This window comes from Marinomonas algicola, assembly GCF_014805825.1.
In the GTDB taxonomy this organism is placed as follows: Bacteria; Pseudomonadota; Gammaproteobacteria; order Pseudomonadales; family Marinomonadaceae; genus Marinomonas; species Marinomonas algicola.
This window is the reverse complement of the sequence record NZ_CP061941.1, coordinates 2543328-2566498: the sequence shown is the minus strand read 5'-3', so window position 1 is coordinate 2566498 and position 23171 is coordinate 2543328. Positions and strand designations below refer to the sequence as shown.

At 39.7% G+C, this 23171-nt stretch carries 22 protein-coding genes; 15 read left to right on the top strand and 7 right to left on the bottom strand.

Going from position 1 to position 23171, the window contains the following annotated elements:
- Window positions 1-36 precede the first annotated feature (36 nt).
- Window positions 37-1206, bottom strand: coding sequence for a beta-aspartyl-peptidase (iadA, locus tag IEZ33_RS11820; protein ID WP_240009515.1), 1170 nt, complete (start codon window positions 1204-1206; stop codon window positions 37-39).
- Between the two features lie 157 nt (window positions 1207-1363).
- Here iadA and IEZ33_RS11815 point away from each other — a divergent pair, with 157 nt between their 5' ends.
- From IEZ33_RS11815 to IEZ33_RS11795, 5 genes are all read left to right on the top strand, one after another.
- Complete coding sequence (locus IEZ33_RS11815; protein WP_191600258.1) at window positions 1364-2044, top strand: GntR family transcriptional regulator; 681 nt, start codon at window positions 1364-1366, stop codon at window positions 2042-2044.
- A gap of 192 nt (window positions 2045-2236) precedes the next feature.
- Window positions 2237-3256, top strand: a complete 1020-nt coding sequence (locus IEZ33_RS11810; protein ID WP_191600257.1) for an amino acid ABC transporter substrate-binding protein — start codon at window positions 2237-2239, stop codon at window positions 3254-3256.
- An 88-nt stretch (window positions 3257-3344) separates the two neighbouring features.
- On the top strand, window positions 3345-4478 hold the full coding sequence (locus IEZ33_RS11805) for an ABC transporter permease subunit (RefSeq protein ID WP_191600256.1): 1134 nt from the start codon (window positions 3345-3347) through the stop codon (window positions 4476-4478).
- A 2-nt stretch (window positions 4479-4480) separates the two neighbouring features.
- The gene (locus tag IEZ33_RS11800) at window positions 4481-5587 is read left to right on the top strand and encodes an amino acid ABC transporter permease (RefSeq protein ID WP_191600255.1); all 1107 of its coding nucleotides are present in this window, start codon (window positions 4481-4483) and stop codon (window positions 5585-5587) included.
- Between the two features lie 12 nt (window positions 5588-5599).
- Window positions 5600-6343, top strand: coding sequence for an amino acid ABC transporter ATP-binding protein (locus IEZ33_RS11795; RefSeq protein ID WP_191600254.1), 744 nt, complete (start codon window positions 5600-5602; stop codon window positions 6341-6343).
- A gap of 110 nt (window positions 6344-6453) precedes the next feature.
- Here the strand turns inward: IEZ33_RS11795 and IEZ33_RS11790 are convergent, their stop codons facing one another.
- The 4 genes from IEZ33_RS11790 to IEZ33_RS11775 all read right to left on the bottom strand — a co-directional run bounded on the left by IEZ33_RS11790 (window position 6454) and on the right by IEZ33_RS11775 (window position 10941).
- Window positions 6454-7041 carry a CBS domain-containing protein gene (locus tag IEZ33_RS11790; protein ID WP_191600253.1) on the bottom strand — a complete coding sequence of 196 codons (588 nt, stop codon included), beginning with the start codon at window positions 7039-7041 and terminating at the stop codon, window positions 6454-6456.
- A 58-nt stretch (window positions 7042-7099) separates the two neighbouring features.
- Window positions 7100-7411 carry a hypothetical protein gene (locus tag IEZ33_RS11785; protein WP_191600252.1) on the bottom strand — a complete coding sequence of 104 codons (312 nt, stop codon included), beginning with the start codon at window positions 7409-7411 and terminating at the stop codon, window positions 7100-7102.
- A 447-nt stretch (window positions 7412-7858) separates the two neighbouring features.
- Complete coding sequence (locus IEZ33_RS11780; RefSeq protein ID WP_191600251.1) at window positions 7859-10435, bottom strand: serine hydrolase; 2577 nt, start codon at window positions 10433-10435, stop codon at window positions 7859-7861.
- An 86-nt stretch (window positions 10436-10521) separates the two neighbouring features.
- Entirely contained in the window at window positions 10522-10941 is a 420-nt protein-coding gene (locus tag IEZ33_RS11775; protein WP_191600250.1) for a hypothetical protein, read from the bottom strand.
- Between the two features lie 185 nt (window positions 10942-11126).
- Between IEZ33_RS11775 and IEZ33_RS11770 the strand changes: the two genes are divergently transcribed.
- From IEZ33_RS11770 to IEZ33_RS11725, 10 genes are all read left to right on the top strand, one after another.
- Window positions 11127-11981, top strand: coding sequence for a MipA/OmpV family protein (locus IEZ33_RS11770; protein WP_191600249.1), 855 nt, complete (start codon window positions 11127-11129; stop codon window positions 11979-11981).
- Window positions 11982-11996: 15 nt separating this feature from the next.
- Window positions 11997-12398, top strand: a complete 402-nt coding sequence (locus tag IEZ33_RS11765) for a DUF3019 domain-containing protein (protein WP_191600248.1) — start codon at window positions 11997-11999, stop codon at window positions 12396-12398.
- A gap of 54 nt (window positions 12399-12452) precedes the next feature.
- Entirely contained in the window at window positions 12453-13148 is a 696-nt protein-coding gene (locus IEZ33_RS11760) for a response regulator (RefSeq protein WP_191600247.1), read from the top strand.
- A 20-nt stretch (window positions 13149-13168) separates the two neighbouring features.
- A complete protein-coding gene (locus IEZ33_RS11755; protein WP_191600246.1) occupies window positions 13169-14455 on the top strand; it encodes an ATP-binding protein in 1287 nt (428 codons plus the stop codon).
- A 100-nt stretch (window positions 14456-14555) separates the two neighbouring features.
- Window positions 14556-15275 (top strand): SIMPL domain-containing protein, encoded by a 720-nt coding sequence (locus IEZ33_RS11750; protein WP_191600245.1) that lies wholly within the window; start codon window positions 14556-14558, stop codon window positions 15273-15275.
- A 205-nt stretch (window positions 15276-15480) separates the two neighbouring features.
- The gene (minC, locus tag IEZ33_RS11745; protein ID WP_191600244.1) at window positions 15481-16203 is read left to right on the top strand and encodes a septum site-determining protein MinC; all 723 of its coding nucleotides are present in this window, start codon (window positions 15481-15483) and stop codon (window positions 16201-16203) included.
- Window positions 16204-16274: 71 nt separating this feature from the next.
- Window positions 16275-17084: a septum site-determining protein MinD gene (minD, locus tag IEZ33_RS11740; protein WP_191600243.1), complete on the top strand. Its 810-nt coding sequence runs from the start codon at window positions 16275-16277 to the stop codon at window positions 17082-17084.
- Between the two features lies 1 nt (window position 17085).
- Window positions 17086-17340 (top strand): cell division topological specificity factor MinE, encoded by a 255-nt coding sequence (gene minE / locus IEZ33_RS11735; RefSeq protein ID WP_191600242.1) that lies wholly within the window; start codon window positions 17086-17088, stop codon window positions 17338-17340.
- Between the two features lie 106 nt (window positions 17341-17446).
- Window positions 17447-18622, top strand: a complete 1176-nt coding sequence (locus IEZ33_RS11730) for a cytochrome-c peroxidase (protein ID WP_191600241.1) — start codon at window positions 17447-17449, stop codon at window positions 18620-18622.
- Between the two features lie 87 nt (window positions 18623-18709).
- On the top strand, window positions 18710-19762 hold the full coding sequence (locus tag IEZ33_RS11725; protein ID WP_191600240.1) for an aldo/keto reductase: 1053 nt from the start codon (window positions 18710-18712) through the stop codon (window positions 19760-19762).
- 82 nt (window positions 19763-19844) lie between these two features.
- Here IEZ33_RS11725 and fusA read toward each other — a convergent pair whose 3' ends face one another.
- Together fusA and IEZ33_RS11715 are read right to left on the bottom strand one after the other, a co-directional pair.
- Complete coding sequence (gene fusA / locus IEZ33_RS11720) at window positions 19845-21929, bottom strand: elongation factor G (RefSeq protein ID WP_191600239.1); 2085 nt, start codon at window positions 21927-21929, stop codon at window positions 19845-19847.
- 372 nt (window positions 21930-22301) lie between these two features.
- Window positions 22302-23078, bottom strand: coding sequence for a ferredoxin--NADP reductase (locus tag IEZ33_RS11715; protein ID WP_191600238.1), 777 nt, complete (start codon window positions 23076-23078; stop codon window positions 22302-22304).
- Window positions 23079-23171 lie beyond the last annotated feature (93 nt).

Sequence of the window (23171 nt, the reverse complement as noted above, 5' to 3'; positions counted from 1 at the left end):
TTTTAAAAGAGGGTGCAAGATCATAGCAAACGTTCATTAGCTCTCAAACGTCCCTTTAATCAGTGATACTCCGTCTTTTAGGTGGCATATCCCGCGTGCATAAGTATGCGTAATGTCGAGTTGCTCGTTAAGTACTAAGAAATCGGCGTCTTTACCTGGTGATATCTGCCCTTTTGTTTCGGCTAATCCAAGGCATTCAGCGGGTGATTGTGTTAGAGGTGTAATCGCTTCTGTGATTGTCATTCCACATGTGAGTACCATTTCTTTGAATTGATAAAGTAGTGAAGCAAAGCCGGCCACTTTTAGACCAATAAGTTCTCTTTTATCATTAAAAATGGGAATAGATCCGTTACCATCGGAACTGATGCAGACTTTGTGAGTATCTATTCCTTTAGTATGACATTGCACTAAAAAGTCAGATGCTTTTATGCTTCCTCTGGCGCCTTTGTCAGGATTTATGCCCGCCGTTAAGTCCACGTAACCTCCTTTATGTAACCATTCCATACCTTGCTCTGCTAAATGCATCGTTCTATTCACATGAGTAGGAATAAACTGAGATATGGGAATATCAGATTGTTCTATCACAGTAAATAATGGTTCAAATCCTTGAGTTGAATTACCAAGATGAACAACAATACGTCCGCATTTACCTGCAATTAAACCAGCTACTCGTGCTTCTGAAGCCATACGTGAGAGTTCATCAATAGTCGGTTGAGAAGACCTATGATCTGATAGGGCTGTTTTCAATCCAATGACTTGGTCAATAAACACAATGTCTTTTTGAATGGATTGAGTAATGGTTTCTGATGGCACTTTATAACCACCAGTAAACATAAAAGCACTAACACCTTCTTTAGTGAGTCCTTTTGCTTTTGCGTATAGGCTTTCGTTATGGCGAGTTGAGCAATCTGTTCCAAGTAAGCCAACAACCGTTGTGATACCAGCCCGTGTCAAATGGCTTAATAATACTTCTGGTGTCCTTGTATGGTATCCACCTTCACCTCCACCGCCAATTAAATGTACATGACCATCAACAAAACCAGGTATTAGGGTTTTTCCACCTAGGTCGATGATGTCTAAATTACCTAATCCACTGATTTCTATGTTTTTTTCTATTTTAAGTATTTTGTCTCCTGCTATCAAAATATCGTTAATACCAAGTGATTCTGGAGCGTAAATATTTGCTTTCTTGATGAGTTTGAACATATATAGGACCATATTGGATACATTATTTGTTTATTTTTATATTAAAAGGATTCATTAATCAAGACTGCTTGCATCAATCTCGCAGATATTTGCTCTCTGTGTTAGCATTAACGGTATATTTCGTGCTGTTTACTCAAAAATTAATTAGATAGAAGTTATGAACGAAAATAATAAGCAAAAAGCGGTATTAACCGTTACGGATGATATTAGAGAAAAAATTCTGAATGGAGTCTATCCAGAAGGAATGGCCCTTTCTCAGGTTGATATTGCGACGACGTATAAAGTCAGTCGAACTCCAGTTCGTGAAGCATTACAAATATTGGCTGGTGAAGAATTAGTTGAAATTCGTGGTACCGGAAGAGCAACAGTGACGACTATTTCGCCTGAAAGTTTTTTAGAGAAATGTGAGCTTAGAGCGCTTATTGAGGTGAAGTTGCTGGAGTTATCCATTCCTTTAATGCTTGCTGAAGATTTCGCCAAAGCCCGTGAAATCAACGAAAACTTACGAAATTGCCAGCCTGAAGACTGGACTCCATTGAATTATCAATTTCATGAAGTTTTGTATAGCCCAGCGAATAGACCATTGATGCAAAATGTCGTAAAAGGCTTACACCACAGGCATTATGCTAGATTAAAATCTTTTATCTTAAGCAATCGTAACACCCCTAAATCGTTGCGAGAACATGATGATTTAATTGAGCGTTGTGAACAGCGGGATATAGAGGGTGCTTGTTATGCTTTGGAAAGTCATATCATGATGAGTGCTTATGCTTTGTCTGAACAGTTAAAGTCACATCAACTTAAACGCCGGCAAATTGCTCAAGATCTAACAACATAAATCTATCAGTACAACACTTTCCAAAAACGCTTATTGTTGGGTATTTTATACCGAATGGATAAGCGTTTTTTTTTATTTAATGAAAGTGTTGCAGATAAAAAATTATATGTATCCATTTATTCGTTATTGACTATAAATATGTATCCAAAGTATGCTCTGGGTGTCACATAAAAAATCAATAAGGAAACAATAATGAAAAAACTCATAGCAACCGCTGTCATTGGCGCTGGTTTTATGGCTGCCAGTGCTCCTGTTTTCGCTGCGGATAAGCTTCAAGAAGTGAAAGATCGCGGTGTCCTGAAGTGTGGTATTCATCCTGGTAAAGCGGGTTTTTCTACTCCGGACACGAAAGGTAACTGGACAGGTTTAGATATAGCGCTTTGTAAAGCCGTTGCGGCGGCGGTCTTTGGTGACCAATCTAAAGTGGAGTTTATTACTATGAACTCTCGTAACCGTTTGACGGCATTGGTTACGGATGAAATTGATATGTTGGCACGTTCTACTACTTTTACGGCCACTCGTGATGGTTTAAATGGTGTTGATGTTACAACGACTTGGTTTTATGACGGCCAAGGTCTGATGGTTAACAAATCGTTGGGTGTTAATTCTATTGAGGAATTGGATGGTGCGACTATTTGTACTTATCCTGGTACGACAAGTGAGAAGAATATTAATGATTACTTCGAGTCTCGTGGTCTAACTTACAATGCATTAATTGTAGAAGCGAGTGCTGAGTCAACAGCGGCTTATTTAGCAAACCGTTGTGATGCGGTAACAAATGATGCATCGGCTCTTGCGGCCGATCGTCAAGGTATGCCTAATCCGATGGATCACGTTATTTTACCTGAACGTATCTCTAAAGAGCCTTTAGGTGCCTATGTCAAGCAGGGTAATGATGAGTGGCGTCAAGTGGTGACATGGACGGCCATGGCCTTAATCGAAGCAGAAGAAATGGGTATTACTCAAGGCAATGTCGACTCGAAGCTGAAAAGTGATAAACCGGATGTGATGCGTATACTTGGTGTTGAAGGTAACTTAGGTCAAAACTTTGGCTTAGACAATAAATGGGCTTACAACGCGATCAAAGCGGTTGGTAACTACGGTGAAATTTTTGACCGTAACCTTGGTAAAGGGTCCGCGCTTAATTTCGAGCGAGGTTTGAATGCGCTTTATACTGACGGTGGCTTGTTATACGCCTATCCTTTCCGTTAATTGATAGTAACCAGCTTGCATTCTCCCAGGGGTAAGCTGGTTCTTCATTGCATTTAAAGAGTATTCCTTTTATCAATGGTAGTTGTTTATGCAATCCTTTTTTAATAATCGAAAAGTTCGAGATGCACTGATTCAACTTATTTTTCTCGCCTGCATAGGTTACGGAGCAATGTACCTTGTTCTGAATGCGGTGACTAATATGAGTAACGCAGGTTTAACGAGCGGCTTTGATTTTCTTTTTCAACGCGCAGGCTATGACATTAGCTACAGTCTTGTCCATTACGACCCTAAAACGTCGACACATTTAATGGCATGGCTAGCAGGTATGGTGAACACGGTGGCATTTGCTGTTATTGCTATTCTATTGACCACTGTCTTGTCGCTTGTTCTGGCGGTTATGCGTTTGTCTGATAATTTCTTACTTTCTTCTGTCTCACTTTGTGTTGTTGAATACATGAGGAATGTACCTATCTTAGTGCATATTACGGTTTGGTATGTTTTTTCGTTAACGCTTCCTAGCGTGCGGCAAGCCTTTAATTTTGCGGATGTGTCGTTTTTATCTAACCGTGGTTTATCATTGCCAAGTGTCGGTTGGAACTATGGTCTATGGGCCTCTATCGTACTGATCTCCCTTTGGCTTGGGTTGTGTTTTTTAGTTAGAAAGAAAATACAGACAAAAAGTCGTCGACTACTTGCTTCATTATTTGTAACGATTGTTTTGGTTGTCTTAGCAGGCCTCATATTTACGCCAGTTATGAGTGTTATGGCTCCTCAATTAGTTGGATTTAACTTTAAGTACGGTTGGACGCTTCCGCCCGAATTTGTCATGTTGATTATTGCTGTGAGCACCTATTCGGCTAGTCATGGTTCTGAGGTGATCCGAGGCAGTATTTTGGCCATTTCAAAAGGTCAAATGGAGGCGGGTCTTGCCCTTGGAGTGAAACGAAATATTGTTATGAATAAGGTCATTATTCCTCAAGCGTTACATTCTATTATTCCTCCAATGACATCAATTTATATTAACGTTCTTAAAGCCGCGGCATTAGGTTCGGTCGTTGGTTTTATGGACATTATGGGCACGATGGGCGGCAGTAGTTTAAACATCACTGGTCAAGCCATAGAGTGTATTGTGATTGTAATGGTGAGCTACGGGATTTTGAATTTAATTCTTGCGGCCATCATGGGGCGCTTCAATAACGCCATGCAGCTGAAAGGACGTTAATTATGAATGATCTAAATTTTACGGGGAAGCCTGTAGAGGCGAGACATCAAGATAGCCGTCCGTTAAGTGCTCGCCGCATTTTGATGTGGATACAACGCAACCTTTTTAACTCTTGGATAGACGCCGTAATTACGCTTACTATCCTATTGTTATTAGGTACATTATTACCAAAAGCCTTGAATTGGCTGTTTTTCTCTGCCACATTTTCAGGTTCTGGACGAGCAGACTGCTCACCTGATGCCGCCTGTTGGATACCAATCAGACAATATATTGATTATTACCTTTATGGTCCATTTCCTGAATCCGAGCAGTGGCGTGTGAACTCAGCTTTTGCTGTTGGTTTGTTTGCTTTCCCATTATTGTTTACCCAACGCATTTCGCAAAAAATAGTGATTGGATACATTCTACTATTACCGGTAATACTCTGGCTGCTACTGAAAGGTGGTTTTATTTTTGAAGATATTTCTACGAGTGCTTTAGGTGGCTTAACGCTAACCTTTTTCCTTGGCATTATTGCTATGTGCTTGTCTTTACCTGTTTCGATTCTGTTAGCGATGGGGCGACAGAGTAAATTACCTATTTTGCGTTTGTCATGTGTTGGATATATCGAGTTAGTCCGTTGTATTCCTGTGATTACGTTTTTGTTTATGGCGTCATTGGTTCTTCAACTTTTCTTGCCCAGTGGTGTGACAATCGACGTATTGTTTCGTGTGTTGTTCGTCTTGATTTTTGTCTCAGCCGTTTACAAAGCCGAGATCATTCGGGGGGCAATCCAAGCGGTACCGAAAGGTCAAATTGAAGCCTCTTATGCAATGGGATGTGGCTACTGGAAAACCATGATGTATGTGGTTATGCCTCAAGCTTTGCGTAATTCAGTTCCTGCGTTGATTTCAAATTTTATTGGGTTATTCAAAGAAACAACCTTGGTGATGATTCTTGGTTTATTGGAAGTGATGGGCGCCGTCAAAGCGACGTTCAATAACGCGGAATGGCTTGGCCTTCATGCAGAAGGGCCAATTGTCGTTTCTGCTTTTTTCTTTGTGGCTTGTTTCTCAATCGCCCAATACGGCGCCTATTTAGAACGCCGTATCAAACGCACAAAACACTAATTGGAATGCATTATGATTCAACAAACGGTAGTACAGCTAGATCAAGTAAATAAGTGGTACGGCAAGTATCATGCACTGCGTGATATCGACCTGGTCGTTACTAAGGGTGAAACCATCGTCGTATGTGGACCATCAGGGTCAGGGAAGTCAACTCTGATTCGGTGTTTGAACAACTTAGAACAACATGACGAAGGTGATATCACTATTTGTGATATCACTATCAGTGAAAACGTTAAAGATATTGATCAAATTCGTCGTCATACAGGAATGGTTTTTCAGCACTTTAATCTGTTTCCCCATATGACAGTATTAGAGAATTGTACTTTTGGTTTACGTCATGTTTTGGGGATGCCTATGGCTCAAGCGAATGAAGTGGCTAGAGATTTATTAAATAAAGTAAAAATAGGTGAACAGGAGAGCAAGTACCCAGGCCAGCTTTCTGGTGGGCAACAACAACGTGTTGCAATTGCGAGGGCGTTAACTATGTCACCTGACATTATGTTATTCGACGAGCCTACTTCAGCGCTTGACCCGGAAATGATTTCTGAAGTGCTGGAAATAATGCGAGCCCTCTCAAAAGACGGTATGACAATGATTTGCGTGACTCATGAAATGGGGTTTGCAAAAGAGTTCGCTGACCGAATTGTCTTTATGGAAGCAGGAAGCGTTATTGAAATATCGCCGCCTGACGAGTTTTTTATTAAACCTAAAACAGACCGCGCTCAGCTTTTCTTAGATCAAATACTGGCTCACTGATATGAGTTAAGTTGATTTTTGAGATAAAAAAACGACTGATGTTTCTCATCCGTCGTTTTTTTATCGGTTCATGTTGAATTACTAAAAAGTGAAACTTTGATTGGCGGCGCTTAAGCGACGATGGCTTCTCTTTTCTCCTCAACGAGCATATGGGCAATATGTGAAAAATTAGAATTGTTAAATAAGTCAATTTCGATTTTTAATTTTCGACAAACATCACTGGATGAAATAATTCCTCTAATGCTGTCTCCCTTCTCGTCTACAACCAAAAAATGCTGTCTTTGATAATCTTTAAGGTTGTGTAATAAATCTCTTATTGTGGCTTTTGAAAGCTCAGCATAAGAAAATGCATGTAATGATTGTTTTGGAATCATAAAATCTTTTACAAGAAGCTCCTCTCTTTCAAAACCTTTTGCACTGTGGCGAATAAATTCCTGTTCGACCAAATCATCTGTTGTCACAATCCCAATGAACGTTTCTTGGGCATCAACAACGAGTTTAAGTTTGACGTGCTCTTTTTTCATTAATCGAATCAGTTCGTCAGCTTTTGCGGTAAATTCAATCATGACAGGTTGTGTTTGCTGAAAATCCGTTATTACACTCGTGGCGGGAGACTCAAGGAACAGTTCTTGAGATTGCAGATCAGGAAAAGACAGCGTAGTTGTTGGTTTAATTTGAAGACGGTTGAAGTGTTTCATAAGATGCACCTATATTCATTAGTTATATACGTTTAAATGGTTTTGTTAACGTTAAGTGTTATGAATATAGGAATGGTGGTGCTCTAGGGTGTTGCTTGGGGTATAAAACACGAAAAAAACGTGTTGGAGCTTTATCAAAAAGAACTAAAGAAACCCACTGAATTCGATTAAGTCTATGTTCTAAGAAAGGGTTCGATTGATCATCAGAAGAATCATCAATGAGAGACGCCGAGGCTTCGACAGTTTGAACTTGATCCATCTCCGACCAAGAAAAATGCACTGTATCATTATTACTATTTGAAAAAGTGCTCTCTTTCTCAAATAAGCAAATAAGTGCTAAAAAACTAACAATTGAAATAAGGCGTATCAAGTGTCTTAAACCTCTGCTTTAAAAACTAAGCCTAGTTTCATCTTAGGCTATGTTTTCAATAATGAGTATAAAAATTTTTAATTCAATGACTTTATTTTTATTTTGGTTGTTTGTTGGCCATTAATGAGCCTATCCACTTTTTTTACTCATTTCATTGATTTTGATTGATGCATTGGTGACAGTGGTTCACGGGAAACGCTTTCGGTTTAAAGCTAAACCTGCGCTAGCATTTTTTTATAGGATGGTTTCGAATGAGTGGTTTTTTAAAAACTGTCAATCGATTAGAGAGTGTGTAAGAAAATCAAAACTGAGTGTTAACCGTCTGTAAGCTGTTCATCGTACGATTGCTTTTAAATATTGAGAGGCATTCATGGGGTGATAAAAAACTCCGCTTAAGCTGTATTTTCTTGAACCAAAGCGGAGGCGTCCTTTTTCTCAGAAATTAGCTTATTTTGTTAAGTTAAGGCCTCTTAAGTAGACTAAGTGATTCAGTCTTCCCCATACTTCTTCGTCATCAGAGTTTGTAATGAGTATATACCCAAGCTGGTTTATTTGGTCGTATTGCATTGTTGTGTTAACACCTGGGTCTCCCCCAGTATGACCAAACAAAAATCCGTCGTTTTCCCAAAAAACAGCCGGATAACCCAACATGTTTGTAGCATCTGATTGAGGACTGAGCATGTAGTGAACACTGTCTTTTGTAAGGGCTTGGGCTCCATCGATCTCTCCTCCGCGGACAACCATCATAAGGTAACGAGATAGATCATCAATACTCGATTTTAAATCACCATCACTCCACGTTGCTAAGGCATTTTGGGGTAAAGCGATTGATTCATTGTTATTTAGAATGTAGTTAATAGCAGGTTTGTTATTTGAACTCTCGAAATCGCCATTAAACCAATGGGTGTTAGTCATTCCAATGGTTTGAAATAGATTCTCTTCCGTCCATTGCTGATAAGGAATGCCTGATAAAGTGGTCAGCATTTCTGCGGCAAGAGCGGCTCCAATATTCGAATAATTATAAAAGTCACCAACCTCAGTATTTAGGAAATTCTCTGTTTCACTGTATAGGTTGCCCGCATGATTAAGGTAATTATGTAAGAAATCTTTCTGGTTACTTGATGTTGGTTCAGGGCAATCACTCTCTCCTAATGCATTCGCTAAACTGGATTTATCTTCTTCTAGGTAATAACTGCATGCGTAATTATCGCCATCATTGATGCTGGCGGTGTGAGTCATTAAATGACGTAATGTCATGGTATTATTTGCATCAATATGAGGGTGATCGATGATAATGTTGATGCCAGTATCAGCAACAGTAGTCTCTAAATCAATGAGACCTAATTCCATCATCTGCATTGCACTTACTCCAAGAAATGTTTTACTAATGGACCCTAACTTATAAGGTGTGCTCGTGGTGGCTGGAATTTTCTGGTCAATGTCAGCGAAGCCAAATGCTGTTGTTTTAATGATTTTTTCATTATCGATCCATCCTGCAGTTAAACTGGGGATATTATATTCTGTTATGATACTTTCTATCTGTTGATTGAATTCGGATTCTGATAGTGAGATGTCAATGTTGAAGGACCCGTACGCTCGATTAATGGATGGATAAATGCTCTCTGATAAGGCATACATACTTGACGATGGCGATGCTAACTCAGCTGGAATACCAATACCTTCATAAAGAACACTTTTCGCACTGAAGTAATTTTCATGAGATAAACCGATAGACCATCCTGCACCAAGATCAACATCGAGTACATCTGATAAAACGCCTCTCGTTGGTTCACCTATTTGAGAGACATGCGTTAACGGTTTCATGGATAAAGCGAATATTTCGGCTGCGCTAGCGGTATTTGGGCCTGTGATAATGGCTACTGGATTGGTGTATCCATTGTCTGAATAAGGCGTCACAAAATAGTTTTTTAGATCCGTTGTATTGTGTGAATAGTATTTTTGTTTTTTATGACTTAAATAAGTGTCATTAGTAAATCGTCCTGCTATTGCTAATGCGACGTCGTCGTAGCCACCTCCATTAAATCTAATATCGACAATCATTGATTGAGTCATTGATAAATCAGTGAATACGCTGTTTAGTGCCTTCTCAACTTCTGTCAATTCGTTTTTTGTGTTGGTAAACAGCCCGTCCTTATTAGGTGCGTAACCTTCCATTGCGTTAATTTGGAGATAACCAACATTATTTTTTAGCACCCCCCAAACCATTAGATCCCGCCCGTTTGAATCTTTTAAATGTTTTAATTCATTGATCGAATAAAAGGTTTCTAAGCCTGAATTGAACGTATCTAAAACGCTCTTGTAAGAGAGGTCTAGATCACCGTCGGTATATTCCAGAGCAAGACGTTCAATTGCGTTTGTCCAACCAAGCATGCTAGCAGGATTAAAGTCCTCTTCAAGAGTGTTATTGTTGACGCTTAATTCAATATGGCCATCGTCAATAGGTGACAACATACTGGCGATGAGAACAAAGAGCTCTTTTTGAGGTGTGTTTGACGTAACTTTGGGTCGGAATTTGTCATATTGTGACGTCCAGTTTACGTTACGTAACTCAAAGAATGGGTAGTAGTCATTAAAAGTGTGCCAAGTATGTTCAAATATCGCAACCGGATCATATTTGTCTTTTGGAGGGGCCAATTGACATGGCATTGGAAGCGTGTCTAATTTTTTAAAAGACAAGCGCTCGGACGATAACCCTCCTGATGGAGTCGCTGAAAAGAATTGAGTGCTTCCTTCCCATGACATTTTAGGTTGTGTAAGCGACTTTTTTGCTTCTTCTTGTGATTCGTAATACATACTTTGAGAGCAGGTTTGCTTCGACGCATTATAAATAAAGACATCCTCTTTTGTGATATTTAAGGTGAGGCCGGTTGCTTCCTCTTGCCAGTAACCAATAGGTAAAGAATCGATACTGAGTTCAGTCTTATCTCCGCATGCCGTGAGTAACAGACTACTTATTAAGGCGGTTAGGTACGGCGTTGATTGGTTATGTAAATGGGGACTCATTTATGGCTCCTTCTGGGTTGTTTAAATGTATTTATAAATTTCTAATTTGGCTTGTTAGGGAATATTATTGATGAATGCGAATTTTTCTAATGACTATTTTGCTCAAGTAAACATGGGCTAGGGAGTTTGCTGACTTGCCTGAAAGTAATCGTTTTCAATGTATTAGCTTTGGGCGTAGTTATAGCTAATATTGGGGTTGGAGGTGTTGGTGAGAGTAACCAACCGTCACGAAACTCTTTGTTGAAATGAACATTGTTTATTACAGTGTTAACATTTTTTATTTGGTATTGTTTTTCTAATAATACGCAATTATTTGGACCTAAATGATAGAAGGAGAAGTGATTATTAGTGACATTTAAAAGTAACTCACTATTCTGAGTCGATTGCCAGACGCCGATTTTTAATGAAATGTTGTCACTTCTTGATTCGATACTGGCGCTAAACAGTATGCAGCTAATAATAGAAATAAATATGGCAATACAAAAACGAAGATATTGGGCCGTCAAGTTCATTCCCCTAATGAGTTATTATTGAATGCAATATAAAAGGAATAATCAGGAAGGGCTGTATCAAAAAATTGCATCCTGTAACAGAATGTTTCATTGCAATATGTTGTTACAGCTTTATTTACTTAAGTCACGTTTAATCACCCTCATCCTAATTAACGTAGTATTTAAAAAAGAGCATATAAATGAGTAAAGTAAAATCACTATGTTTACCCTTTGTCATTGTTTTGGCGGCTTCTCCTTTTTCATTAGCTGGAGACATCGCGCAAGATGTTCGTTCAGGTGAATCGTCAAAAAGAGAGAATGGCGGTTATTTCGGCATAGGGTTATCAGCATCGAATATCACTGGCGGTCGTGTTTATGATGATGGTGATAATGTAGATGACTATGTCGGAATCACAATAGGAGGTGATTATTATTATAATGGTTTTTTTATAGAAGCGTCTCAAGGGACATCTGATGGTTTGAATCTTGGGTATAATTTTTTTAATAAGGGGCGTTGGTCTTTAGATCTTCTTGCTTCTAGTGTCCAGGGGAAATTTGACGATGAAGTTGATGAGAAGATAAACAGTTTAGATGAAAATGTTCGCAATGATGCGTTGCAAGATCGAAATACCTTATACAATGGTGCTGGTATTCGAGCAACAGCGCATTTTGATGATTATATTTTTCAATATCGTCTTGTAACCGACATTCATGAAGGCAGTGGTATGACGAGTACGGCACGAATTGGAAGAAGCTGGCAAATTCAGAACTGGAATGTACACGGTGTTTTCAGCCTAGAGTACAGTTCTGAAGAGACGAATAACTATCTTTATGGCGTGTCCGAACAAGAATCTACCACGCGTTTTCCTCGGTATAGTCTTGGATCCAGTTTGTCCTATTCTACTGAAGTCGGTGTAACCTACCCGCTGACAGAGCACAGTGTTTTTTCTTCGTTTATTCGATATACGGATTTGGCAAATAGCATAAAGGAAAGCCCATTGATGGAAAGGGGTAACCAAACTTATTGGGTTTCCTCCGTAAGTTATATTTTTTAATTCGGAGGTTTGAACGTGACGACTAATTTATCGATGTTCGTAACAATATCAAGCTTATTCTTGTCTCTCATCTCCTTACCAATATTTGCTGAAGAGCAAGCTTTGTTCTTCAAAGTAGAACCGAATCGTTGCATTGCATTAAGAAAGGGGCAAACATGCTACCAATCCCTCACTTTTCGTTGGAAGGTTTCTGATATTGGTGAATATTGTTTGTTCCAGCAACCAAGGCCTCAGCCTTTAGTGTGTTGGCGCGATAAAGGAATAGGTTCCTATAAGAAAGAGGTTCAATTAGACCGCAGCACGGTTTATCAGATTCGTCGTAAAGGTAATGGTGATGTCGTATTTGAAACAAAAATAAAAGTGGCTTGGGTTTACAAAAACGATCGGAAAAATTACAGCGAATGGCGTTTATTTTAATGGCGTCCAACCTTATTAGAACGTTATTAAAATTAACTGTATAAAGGCTTCAAAATGTCAAAAACAAGTGAGCATATATTGGTGGTTGAAGATGATCCCTCTTTATCTGAGTGGATTAGTGACTACCTAGTAGACCATGGGTATGAAGTAAGCGTTGCTAATAGAGGTGATACAGCGGTAGAGCTTGTTGAAGCCGATCATCCTGATTTGGTTCTACTTGATATTATGCTGCCTGTGAAAAATGGCTTCGATGTTTGTAAAGACATTCGAAAATTTTACCCTTTGCCTATTTTAATGATGACAGCTTGCGTTGAAGAGAGTGACGAAGTGCTTGGGCTAGAGCTGGGAGCAGATGATTACCTTAGTAAACCGATTAAACCAAGAATTTTATTAGCGAGAATAAAGGCACTGCTTCGACGAGGCAGTGAGGCCGACCAGCTAGCTGTAAGAATGTTTGGAGGATTAAAAATTGACTCTATTTCAAAAAGTGTTTCTTTGAATGGGATGCCAGTGGCGGTGTCCAGTAATGAATTTGATATGCTTTGGATTTTAGCTTCAGAGGCTGGGAAGGTGATCAGTCGAGCCGAGTTAGTGCAGCGTTTACGTGGAATTGATTACGATGGTTTTGACCGATCTATTGATATTAGGATTTCGCGTCTACGTAAGAAGCTCGAAGATGATGCAAATCAACCCTACAGGATAAAAACAGTTTGGGGAAAAGGGTATTTATTTGCCGCCGACGCATGGTAAAACTAGAAGGTTTTTTGTAAATGAAGCAACTCACTGTTTCCTTGATTTTTGTTGTTGTGTCGGCCGTCATTGGACTTGGGTGGTTGATTAATGAAGTTTATCATGGAATGGATGATAACAAATCAATGGAAGAGTTTAGCTTTTATAAGTCGATGGGTCATGACTTAGCGACTACTCTTGATCGCATGGATCCAGCTAGTCGAGAAAGCTTTCTGATGCAATGGCAGCAAATAAGTCATTTGTCGGTGAGTTTACAGGATAGAGTGAATTTTCCTATACCGGGCAGTTTGTCTGAGGGGTTCGAAAAAGGCGATCCTCTTATTCTGGAATCTGAAAGCGATGTCTCTTTGCATTTTTATATGAAAAAAAGCCATAAAGTGATGACATTACTCTTCATTAACACGACCAATGAAACATCCATCTTGAATATAAACCTGATGTTAACCCTGGCCTTCTATACCGGTGTTGTTGTTATATTATTAGTTTGGCTGTCTCCTTTAATAGGACGATTAATCATTTTAAGAAGTGCGGCGAGAGCGTTTGGTAAAGGAGATTTAGACGCTAGGGTTACTAAAGGTAAGATATCTTATATAGCGGATATTGAAACGGAATTTAATCGCATGGCCGATCGTATTGAACGATTAATCAGCGACAATAAAATGCTCAGTCGAGCGGTTTCCCATGATTTAAAGACGCCTCTTGCTCGTCTACGTTTTGGTATCGATGCTCTTGAAGAAGTGGGTGATCTAAAAACACGATTCAAATATTTAGCTAGAATTAGTTGTGATCTAGAGGAAATGGAATCATTAGTGGATACCTTGTTACGATACGCTCGATTGGATGAGTCAAATGTGGTGCTCAATAATGAAGTGATCGATCTAAATCAGTTTATACGATCGTTATTTACTGTTCATGAGATGGAAGATAAAGAAATAGAATATCAATTAGATCAAGACTCTATTAGCATTGTGGCCGACCGACGTTACCTGGCTATGTTGATGAATAACCTTATGAGTAATGCTATGAAACATGCTTGCTCTAAAATAATCGTTTCATTGAAAACAGAAGGGCAGAGCGCATTATTTTCAATTGAAGACGATGGCGCGGGAATACCTGAAGAGCAAAGAGCACAGGTTGTGAAGCCTTTTTGGAAAGGTGAGCATGGAATAAAAGGTCACGGAATGGGGCTGGCTATTGTCTCTCGGATAGCTGAATGGGTATCCGCTCTGTTGATAATTGATAAATCAAGCGTTTTAGGAGGGGCGAAGGTGTCTCTGCGTTTTCAAAAAATCACAGCGAATAGTTAAGTTTCGATTTTGACGATGTTTTGTGAGTACTGGTGAATGCTAACCTGTAGTGTTAATTTAACTCACTTTGAATCGATTAACGTAAGGTGGATGGCTCTATATGACTAACTTAACAAGGTTTAATTCGGTGTTTTTAGGGACTTGCTTCATTCTGGGGTTGTCTTCTTTAGGGTATCTATTGGGTGAGGCGGCCATTCGCTATAAGGAATACGAGCGCCAAGTTACAGTTAAAGGTCTATCTGAAAGAGAGTATAAAGCCGATGTTATTATTTGGCCTATTCAATTTACGGTAGCGGATAACAGTTTGGGTGCGTTGTATCAAACTATCGATTTAAATACAGATAAAATTCGTGATTATCTTGAAGCTGAGGGGGTTAACTCTGATGAAATTACTTTTTCAGCGCCATCCATTATAGATAAGTCCGCTCAGCAATATGGGGGGCAAACACAAGCATTATTTCGATACACAGCCACTCAAACCGTGACGGTTTATTCTAATAATATTGATGCTGTCCGACGAACGATGGGAGGGATTTCCGCTTTGGGTAAGCAAGGGATTGTCTTTAATGGAAATGATTATTCCTACCAAACTGAATATATTTTCACCCGATTAAATGAAATTAAACCTGAAATGATTGAAGAAGCAACGAAAAAGGCGAGAGAGGTCGCAGAAAAATTTGCATCAGACTCTAAAAGTAGCTTGGGTAAAATTCGTACTGCTTCTCAAGGGCAGTTTAGTATCAGCTCAAGAGACAATAATAATCTTCACATAAAAAAAGTACGAGTGGTGTCAACCGTATCCTATTATTTGTCTGATTAAATGGTGCTGTAAGAAGTCAACATGGTGTCATTATTCTTTTGTATCTTGTGTTTTATTTATGGGAATTGTCAGTTTCATGAAAAAAGGGTGTTTTTTTCTCTTAAAAGCAGTAATGCTTTCATTAATTTCTTAGCTTGTTAAAATAAGCAGCTAACTATTAAGTTTAATAATCAATGCATTCTTGCAAGATAAAAGGAACGTGTGCATGAAAGAAACAGACTTCCATTTAAAAGGAAGTGTCGTTACAACAGTATTACTTGAGCTGCATAAGTTTTCATCTCCTGGTGTCATTAATCAAATCAGTGAAAAAATCAGTCAAGCGCCGCATTTCTTTAGCCAAGCACCACTGATAATTGATGTGTCTAAGCTTGAGGGAGACATGAGTTTAACCGAATTGAATACTCTGGTTTCTCAAGTAACAGAATTAGGCTTTCGACCGATTGGCTGGCGCAGTGTAGGGGCTGGTTTGCCCGCATGGCATGATGATTTTCATTTGCCTTTGTTGCCTCCAAGTAAAACGCGTTCGATAACTCCTCCAATTGTTGATACAGATAAAAACCCTGATATTGTTGTAAAGACTGTGGTACAAGAGAAAGTAGTCACGCAACCAACAAAAGTTATCACAAAACCTATACGCTCAGGCCAACAAGTTTACTCTGAAGGTGATTTAGTCATTCTTACTCATGTTGGTGCTGGTGCTGAGGTGCTAGCCGAGGGTAATATTCATGTATATGGTGCCCTTCGTGGACGAGCGCTGGCGGGTGTGAACGGCGACACAAATGCGCGGATTTTTTGTAAAAGCATGGAGGCTGAATTGGTTTCAATTGCAGGAAACTTTATGTTAAGTGATGCTTTACAAAGTATTATTTGGAAAGAATCGGCTCAAGTATTAATGAAAGACGACAATTTAGACATTCTTGCGTTATAAATAGTGCAAGTAGTTAGACCCTATTTAAACGCTTAAACATAGACTCATAACAGTCATTGGGAGATACAGCATTGGCAAAAATTATTGTGGTCACATCAGGTAAAGGTGGTGTTGGTAAAACCACTTCCAGTGCGGCAATTGGAACCGGGTTGGCATTAAAAGGTCACAAAACCGTCATCATTGATTTTGATGTTGGTTTGCGTAATCTTGATTTAATAATGGGTTGTGAGCGACGTGTCGTTTATGATTTTGTAAATGTTATTAATAAAGAAGCGACCTTAAGCCAAACGCTCATAAAAGATAAGCGCACGAAAAACTTATTCATTTTACCGGCATCTCAAACGAGAGATAAAGATGCGTTGAGTGAAGAGGGTGTTCAAACGGTATTGGACGAGTTATCAACTCAATTCGACTATATTGTATGCGATTCTCCAGCGGGTATCGAAAAAGGCGCCCAGATGGCCTTGTATTTTGCTGATATTGCTATTGTTGTCACCAATCCAGAAGTGTCTTCAGTAAGAGATTCTGATCGTATATTAGGTATTTTACAAAGTAAGTCTCGAAGAGCTGAGCAAGGTCATGATCCTATTGAAGAGCATTTGTTGCTGACACGATACAATCCTGAGAGAGTTGAGCTTGGTGAAATGTTGAGTGTGAGTGATGTAGAAGAGATTTTGGCTATTCCGTTGCTGGGTGTTATTCCTGAATCTGAAGCGGTCTTGAAAGCGTCAAACCAAGGTACGCCTGTAATTTTAGATACAGAGTCAGAAGCTGGAATGGCTTACGATGACGCTGTCGAACGATTATTGGGTGAAGAAAGACCATTACGTTTCCTTGATGTGCAAAAAAAGGGATTCTTTAAACGACTGCTTGGAGGTTAGAGTGGGTATATTTGATTATTTTAAAAGTAAATCAGAGGCTAACTCTGCATCGGTTGCTAAGGAGCGGTTACAAATAATTGTTGCACATGAAAGAGGCCGCCGTAAGCAGCCTGATTATTTACCACAGATGCAAAGAGAGATCATCGCTGTGATTCGTAAATATGTGCATGTAGATGATAATGATGTTCAAATTCAGTTAGACAATACAGACGACTGCTCTGTTCTAGAATTGAATGTAACTTTGCCAGAAAAATGATGAAAATCAAATAATATGGGTATTTTAAAGAAACGCGATTAAATCGCGTTTTTTTTGCTATAAAAATTAGGTCATAATGATTTACATTCACCTTTAAAGAGTCAATATGTTAAATATCAAAGTAAGCTTACTTATTTTTGCGGCCTGTGGATTGATTGGCTGTGAGAGCGGTCCACTTCAAGAGCGTTCTAAGCAGGCGTTAGTCCAAAATCAAGAGAAGCAAGAGTTGTTATCACAATTAGGTGCTGTACTGTATTTCGATGTGAATTTATCGAAGCATCGTAATCAATCATGTGCGACTTGTCATAACCCTCAAAAAGGTTTTGTAGATGATCGTGAAAATGGTGTTTATGGGGCGGTATCATTAGGCTCTGACAACAGTTCCTTAGGAGATCGTAATGCTCCTACGGCTGCTTATGCGGCTCTTATTCCGGCCTTTCATACAAATACGGTTGGCGATTATATTGGTGGTCAGTTTCATGATGGCAGAGAATCGACTCTAGCAGGGCAAGCAGGGGGGCCTCCCCTAAACCCAATTGAAATGGGTATGGAAAGTGAAGAGGCTGTCTCGATCAGAATTAAGGAAAATACATTTTACAAAAAGCGCTTTGAAGAGATTTTTGGTCATCCTGTACTTGAAGATAGCGCTCTTATGTATACCGCAATGACGCAAGCCATTATGGCGTTTGAAGAAACGGAGTTGTTTATGCCTTTTGATGCTAAATACGATCGAGTATTAAGAGGTGAAGAGACATTCACGGCCGAAGAAGAGTTGGGCAGGACACTGTTTTTCTCTCAGCAGTTTACTAATTGTAATGCATGTCATCAGTTAAACGCATCACCGTTTTATGAGCGAGAAACCTTTACTAATTACCATTATGAAAACATTGGGATTCCAGAAAATTCTCAGGTCAGAGAGAAAGATAACTCAATGGGTAAGAAAGATGCGGGTTTATGGCTGAATCCAAGAGTGACCGATGCACGCCATAAAGGTAAATTTAAAGTGCCTACTTTACGAAATGTTGCTGTTACAGGGCCTTACATGCATAACGGTGTTTTTAAAGAGTTAAGAACTGTGATTGAATTTTATGATCACTTTAATAACCCTAGTCGAACGGTTAACCCAGAAACTGGGGTTGAATGGGATCAAGCCGAATGGCCTGAAACCGTCAATTTAAAAGAATTGGAGAAGGGACCTGCACTTACGGATCAAAAAATAGACGCTCTACTCGCATTTTTGAACACCTTGACAGACAAAAAATTTGAAACGCCTGTTCATTGAATGATAATGAAGTGTATATTATTGTTTGTCATAGTTTTTCTATTTTAGTAGAGACTATTTTTTGAGAGTTTATTTGAGGAGTGATACATGAAATTTTCTCCATTAGGCCGTAGTGGATTGTCTGTCTCTAGGGTTTGCTTGGGAACGATGACTTGGGGTACCCAGAATACTCAGGCCGAAGCCGATGAACAAATTGAATACGCATTAAGTGAAGGCATTAACTTCATCGATACGGCAGAGATGTACTCGGTGCCTCCAACTGCAGAATCTTATGGTAAAACAGAAGCTATTATTGGTAATTGGATTGAGAGAAATGCCGCGCGTCGTGACGAGTTTGTTTTAGCGACTAAAATAGCCGGCCCTGGTTTATCTTATATTCGGAATGGATCTCCTATTAGTCGTAAAACGATTATAGAAGCGGTTGATACGTCACTGGCGCGACTCAAAACAGATTATATCGATTTGTATCAACTTCATTGGCCAAATCGTACTAGCCCGCATTTTGCCAAGCACCATCCTAATATGTTGCAGTTTAGTTGTGTTGATGCGGCGAAAGAAAGTGATGGTATGTTGGATATATTGTATGGTTTAGATGACTGTATTAAAGCGGGTAAAATTCGTCATTTTGGTTTATCTGATGATACTCCATGGGGAATTAATGAGTTTCTTAGACTAAGTGACAAGCATAATTTACCAAAACCTGTGTCAATTCAAAATGAATTCAGTTTATTGCATGCTAAAGATTGGCCATATTTGATCGAAAATTGTGTTCACCAAGATGTGGCTTATTTACCTTGGTCACCTTTGGCTACAGGTGCTTTAACAGGTAAATACTTAGATGGTGCTAGACCTGAAGGGAGTCGATGGGGATTTGCTCAACGTCATGGATTATTTAGAGATACAGAGCTTGCGAATGAAGCGGTAAAATCTTATTTAGAGGTCGCTAAAAAGCATAACCTTTCATTAGCTCATCTGGCCTTAGCTTGGTGTGACCAGGTTGACGGTGTCACCTCTACTATTATAGGCGCGACAAGTATGTCTCAGCTAAAAGAAGACATTGATGCGTTTAAAAATCCGCTATCAGAAGCTGTATTAGAAGACGTTATGGCGGTTTATAAGCGCTATCCAATGCCGTATTAGACGACTAGATGCCTTAAATGTACAAAAAAAGCCGATTCAATGAATCGGCTTTTTATTCGCTAACTTTGATCGCTAAAGAAAATTACTTCTCTTCTTTTTTCGCTTTTTGCGCTTCAATCACCACTTCTGCCACAGAATTTGGGCAAGGTAGGTAATGAGAGAACAACATAGAGAATTGACCACGGCCAGAAGTCATTGTACGCAGTGTACTGATGTAACCAAACATTTCAGATAGAGGTACGTCAGCTTTAATACGAACGCCTGTTACGCCTTTCTCTTGGTCTTTGATCATACCACGACGACGGTTAAGGTCACCGATAACATCACCAACGTGATCGTCAGGAGTGAAGACGTCAACGTTCATGATTGGTTCGATCAACTGAGGGCCCGCTTTTGGCATAGATTGACGGAAAGCACCTTTAGCGGCAATTTCAAAAGCAATTGCAGAGGAGTCAACCGCGTGGAAGCCACCATCATAAAGTTCAACTTCAAGGTCTAAAACAGGGAAACCGGCTAAAGTACCTTCTTCCATCATAGACTTAAAGCCCTTTTCAACAGCTGGGAAGAATTCTTTAGGAACGTTACCACCAACAACAGAAGAAGAGAATTTAAAGCCTGAACCTGCTTCACCTGGTTTAATACGGTAATCGATCTTACCGAATTGACCAGAACCACCAGATTGTTTCTTATGAGTATAAGAGTCTTCAACTTCACGAGTGATGGTTTCACGATAAGCAACCTGAGGCTGACCAACAACAAGATCAACACCGTATGTACGCTTAAGGATATCAACCTTAATGTCTAGGTGAAGCTCACCCATACCTTTAAGGATAGTTTCACCTGTTTCTTGGTCAGTTTCAACACGGAATGTTGGATCTTCTGCCACCATTTTACCAATTGCAATACCCATTTTCTCGTTACCACCTTTATCTTTAGGTGTAACGGAGATAGAGATAACAGGCTCAGGGAATACCATTGCTTCAAGAGTACAAGGGTGTTTAACATCACATAAAGTGTGACCAGTTTGTACGTTCTTCATACCAACGATTGCTAAGATGTCACCGGCTTGCGCCGTACTGATCTCTTTACGGTCATCGGCTTGCATTTCAACCATACGGCCTACACGTTCTGTTTTGCCCGTGAAGCTGTTTAGAATGGTGTCGCCTTTGTTTAACGTACCTGAGTAAACACGAACGAATGTTAGGGCGCCAAAACGGTCATCCATGATTTTGAAAGCAAGGGCTTTGAATGGCTCGTTTGCATCAACGATTGCTTTTTCACCGTTTGGATTACCTTCTTCATCAGTAAGGTCTTGTGGCACAACATCTGTTGGGCTTGGAAGATAGTCAACAACAGCGTCAAGCAGAAGTTGCATACCTTTGTTTTTAAAGGCAGAACCACAGTAAGTAGGGAAGAAAGCCAGGTCGCGAGTACCTTTACGGATACAACGTTTAACGTCTTCAAGAGAAGGCTCTTCACCTTCCATATAAGCCATCATTAGGTCGTCATCTTGTTCAACGGCCGTTTCAAGAAGCATCTCGCGATATTCTTCAACTTGATCTGCCATGTCTGCAGGTACATCTTCAACGGAATAGTTTTCTGGTTGCCCAGTTTCATCCCAAATGTAGGCTTTGCGCGTTAATAGGTCAACAACACCGCAGAATTCATCTTCAGTACCGATCGGCAATACCATGATTAGTGGTGTTGCACCTAATACATTTTCAACTTGCTTAGTTACACGGTAAAAATCAGCACCTAGACGGTCTAATTTGTTTACAAAGATAATACGTGCAACTTCTGACTCATTGGCATAACGCCAGTTAGTTTCAGATTGCGGCTCTACACCACCTGAACCACAGAATACACCAACACCACCATCAAGTACTTTCAAAGAGCGATATACTTCTACTGTGAAGTCAACGTGTCCAGGAGTGTCGATAACGTTGAAACGGTGGTCTTTCCAGAAACAAGTAACGGCAGCAGACTGGATGGTAATACCACGCTCAGCTTCTTGTTCCATGAAATCGGTAGTAGATTCACCCTCATGTACCTCACCGATTTTGTGAATCATACCGGTAAGTTTAAGAATACGTTCAGTAGTAGTAGTTTTACCCGCATCAACGTGGGCAAAAATACCGATGTTTCTGTATTTTGATAAGTCAGCCATTACTTTACTCTAATAAGTGAAGGACAAAAATTGTCGCGATAAAGACATCAGCCTTTCTCTCATGTCTCTCGCGTTGGTTATTCCATTATTTTCTTACCTTCAAAAGGTGATAAATCAGCTTTCATAGAAAGTAAAGAAATTGATAATGCAAATTCACGGGGGATTATAGAGTAAAAATGTCAAATGAAAAAGCGATCCTTTACTTAGTCTGTAAGAAGAATGCTAATCTTCTTATTTTATGGCTTATTTTAAGCGGAAATTTACAAATGATGAGCTTGAGAGGGTGGCATTACGGCTTTCTTGACTTATTGTTGAGTGCTTGCCTATTTTGCGTCAGTCGAGTAAAAAACAAAATAGGCCAGGTCGCTTAGGTTATTGTTCTACAAATGCCCGCTCAATAACGTAGTCTCCAGCTTCTCCAATTTTTGGGGAAATCGTAAATCCGCGCTCATCTAGAATAGTTCGGCATTCCGCTAACATGGATTGGTTCCCACAAATCATAACTCGATCTGTTTCTGGGTTTAAGTCAGGTAAGCCCAAATCTTGAGTCAGTTTATTGGAGCGCATCAAATCGGTAACGCGACCTTGGTTCTTAAATTCTTCTCTAGTCACCGTTGGGTAATAGGTAAGCTTCTCTCTAACCTCTTCTCCAAAAAATTCATTGCTAGGTAGCTCGCTTTCAATAAATTCTTTGTAGGCTAGGTCGGCGATATGACGAGTCCCGTGTACTAAAATGATTCTATCGAAGCGGTCGTATACTTCTGGGTCTTGAATAACACTCATAAAGGCCGCTAACCCTGTGCCTGTGGATAATAGGAAAAGGTTTTTGCCTGGTAATAAATCGTCCGCAATGAGGCTGCCTGTTGCTTTTCCTCCAATAATGACGTTATCGCCTATTTTAATATTTTGTAATCGTGATGTTAAAGCGCCATCAGGCACTTTAATGCTGAAAAATTCCAGTTCGTCGGCGTAGTTTGGGCTGGCTACGCTATACGCTCTTAACAGTGGTCGAGCGTTCACTTCAAGACCAATCATAACAAACTGGCCGTTCTTAAAGCGAAAGCCTGGATCTCTTGTCGTCTTAAAGCTAAATAACCCATCATTCCAATGATGGACAGAGGTAACCTGTTCAGAACTTAAATTTGCCATTGTAGAGCGCTCCATATATCAAAATAATTGGCACTACTATAAGACGACTGAACGTAAAAATCCTATGGAAAGTTTAGATATCCTTAATAAGGT

Bases quoted from the DNA above. Each gene is read 5' to 3' on its own strand.
- fusA (WP_191600239.1), bottom strand. From the start codon at position 21,929: ATGGCTGACTTATCAAAATACAGAAACATCGGTATTTTTGCCCACGTT.
- IEZ33_RS11770 (WP_191600249.1), top strand. From the start codon at position 11,127: ATGAGTAAAGTAAAATCACTATGTTTACCCTTTGTCATTGTTTTGGCG.
- IEZ33_RS11800 (WP_191600255.1), top strand. From the start codon at position 4,481: ATGAATGATCTAAATTTTACGGGGAAGCCTGTAGAGGCGAGACATCAA.
- IEZ33_RS11715 (WP_191600238.1), bottom strand. From the start codon at position 23,078: ATGGCAAATTTAAGTTCTGAACAGGTTACCTCTGTCCATCATTGGAAT.
- IEZ33_RS11815 (WP_191600258.1), top strand. From the start codon at position 1,364: ATGAACGAAAATAATAAGCAAAAAGCGGTATTAACCGTTACGGATGAT.
- IEZ33_RS11725 (WP_191600240.1), top strand. From the start codon at position 18,710: ATGAAATTTTCTCCATTAGGCCGTAGTGGATTGTCTGTCTCTAGGGTT.
- IEZ33_RS11730 (WP_191600241.1), top strand. From the start codon at position 17,447: ATGTTAAATATCAAAGTAAGCTTACTTATTTTTGCGGCCTGTGGATTG.
- IEZ33_RS11790 (WP_191600253.1), bottom strand. From the start codon at position 7,041: ATGAAACACTTCAACCGTCTTCAAATTAAACCAACAACTACGCTGTCT.
- iadA (WP_240009515.1), bottom strand. From the start codon at position 1,206: ATGTTCAAACTCATCAAGAAAGCAAATATTTACGCTCCAGAATCACTT.
- minC (WP_191600244.1), top strand. From the start codon at position 15,481: ATGAAAGAAACAGACTTCCATTTAAAAGGAAGTGTCGTTACAACAGTA.
- IEZ33_RS11760 (WP_191600247.1), top strand. From the start codon at position 12,453: ATGTCAAAAACAAGTGAGCATATATTGGTGGTTGAAGATGATCCCTCT.
- IEZ33_RS11810 (WP_191600257.1), top strand. From the start codon at position 2,237: ATGAAAAAACTCATAGCAACCGCTGTCATTGGCGCTGGTTTTATGGCT.
- IEZ33_RS11755 (WP_191600246.1), top strand. From the start codon at position 13,169: ATGAAGCAACTCACTGTTTCCTTGATTTTTGTTGTTGTGTCGGCCGTC.
- IEZ33_RS11805 (WP_191600256.1), top strand. From the start codon at position 3,345: ATGCAATCCTTTTTTAATAATCGAAAAGTTCGAGATGCACTGATTCAA.
- IEZ33_RS11795 (WP_191600254.1), top strand. From the start codon at position 5,600: ATGATTCAACAAACGGTAGTACAGCTAGATCAAGTAAATAAGTGGTAC.
- IEZ33_RS11750 (WP_191600245.1), top strand. From the start codon at position 14,556: ATGACTAACTTAACAAGGTTTAATTCGGTGTTTTTAGGGACTTGCTTC.
- IEZ33_RS11780 (WP_191600251.1), bottom strand. From the start codon at position 10,435: ATGAGTCCCCATTTACATAACCAATCAACGCCGTACCTAACCGCCTTA.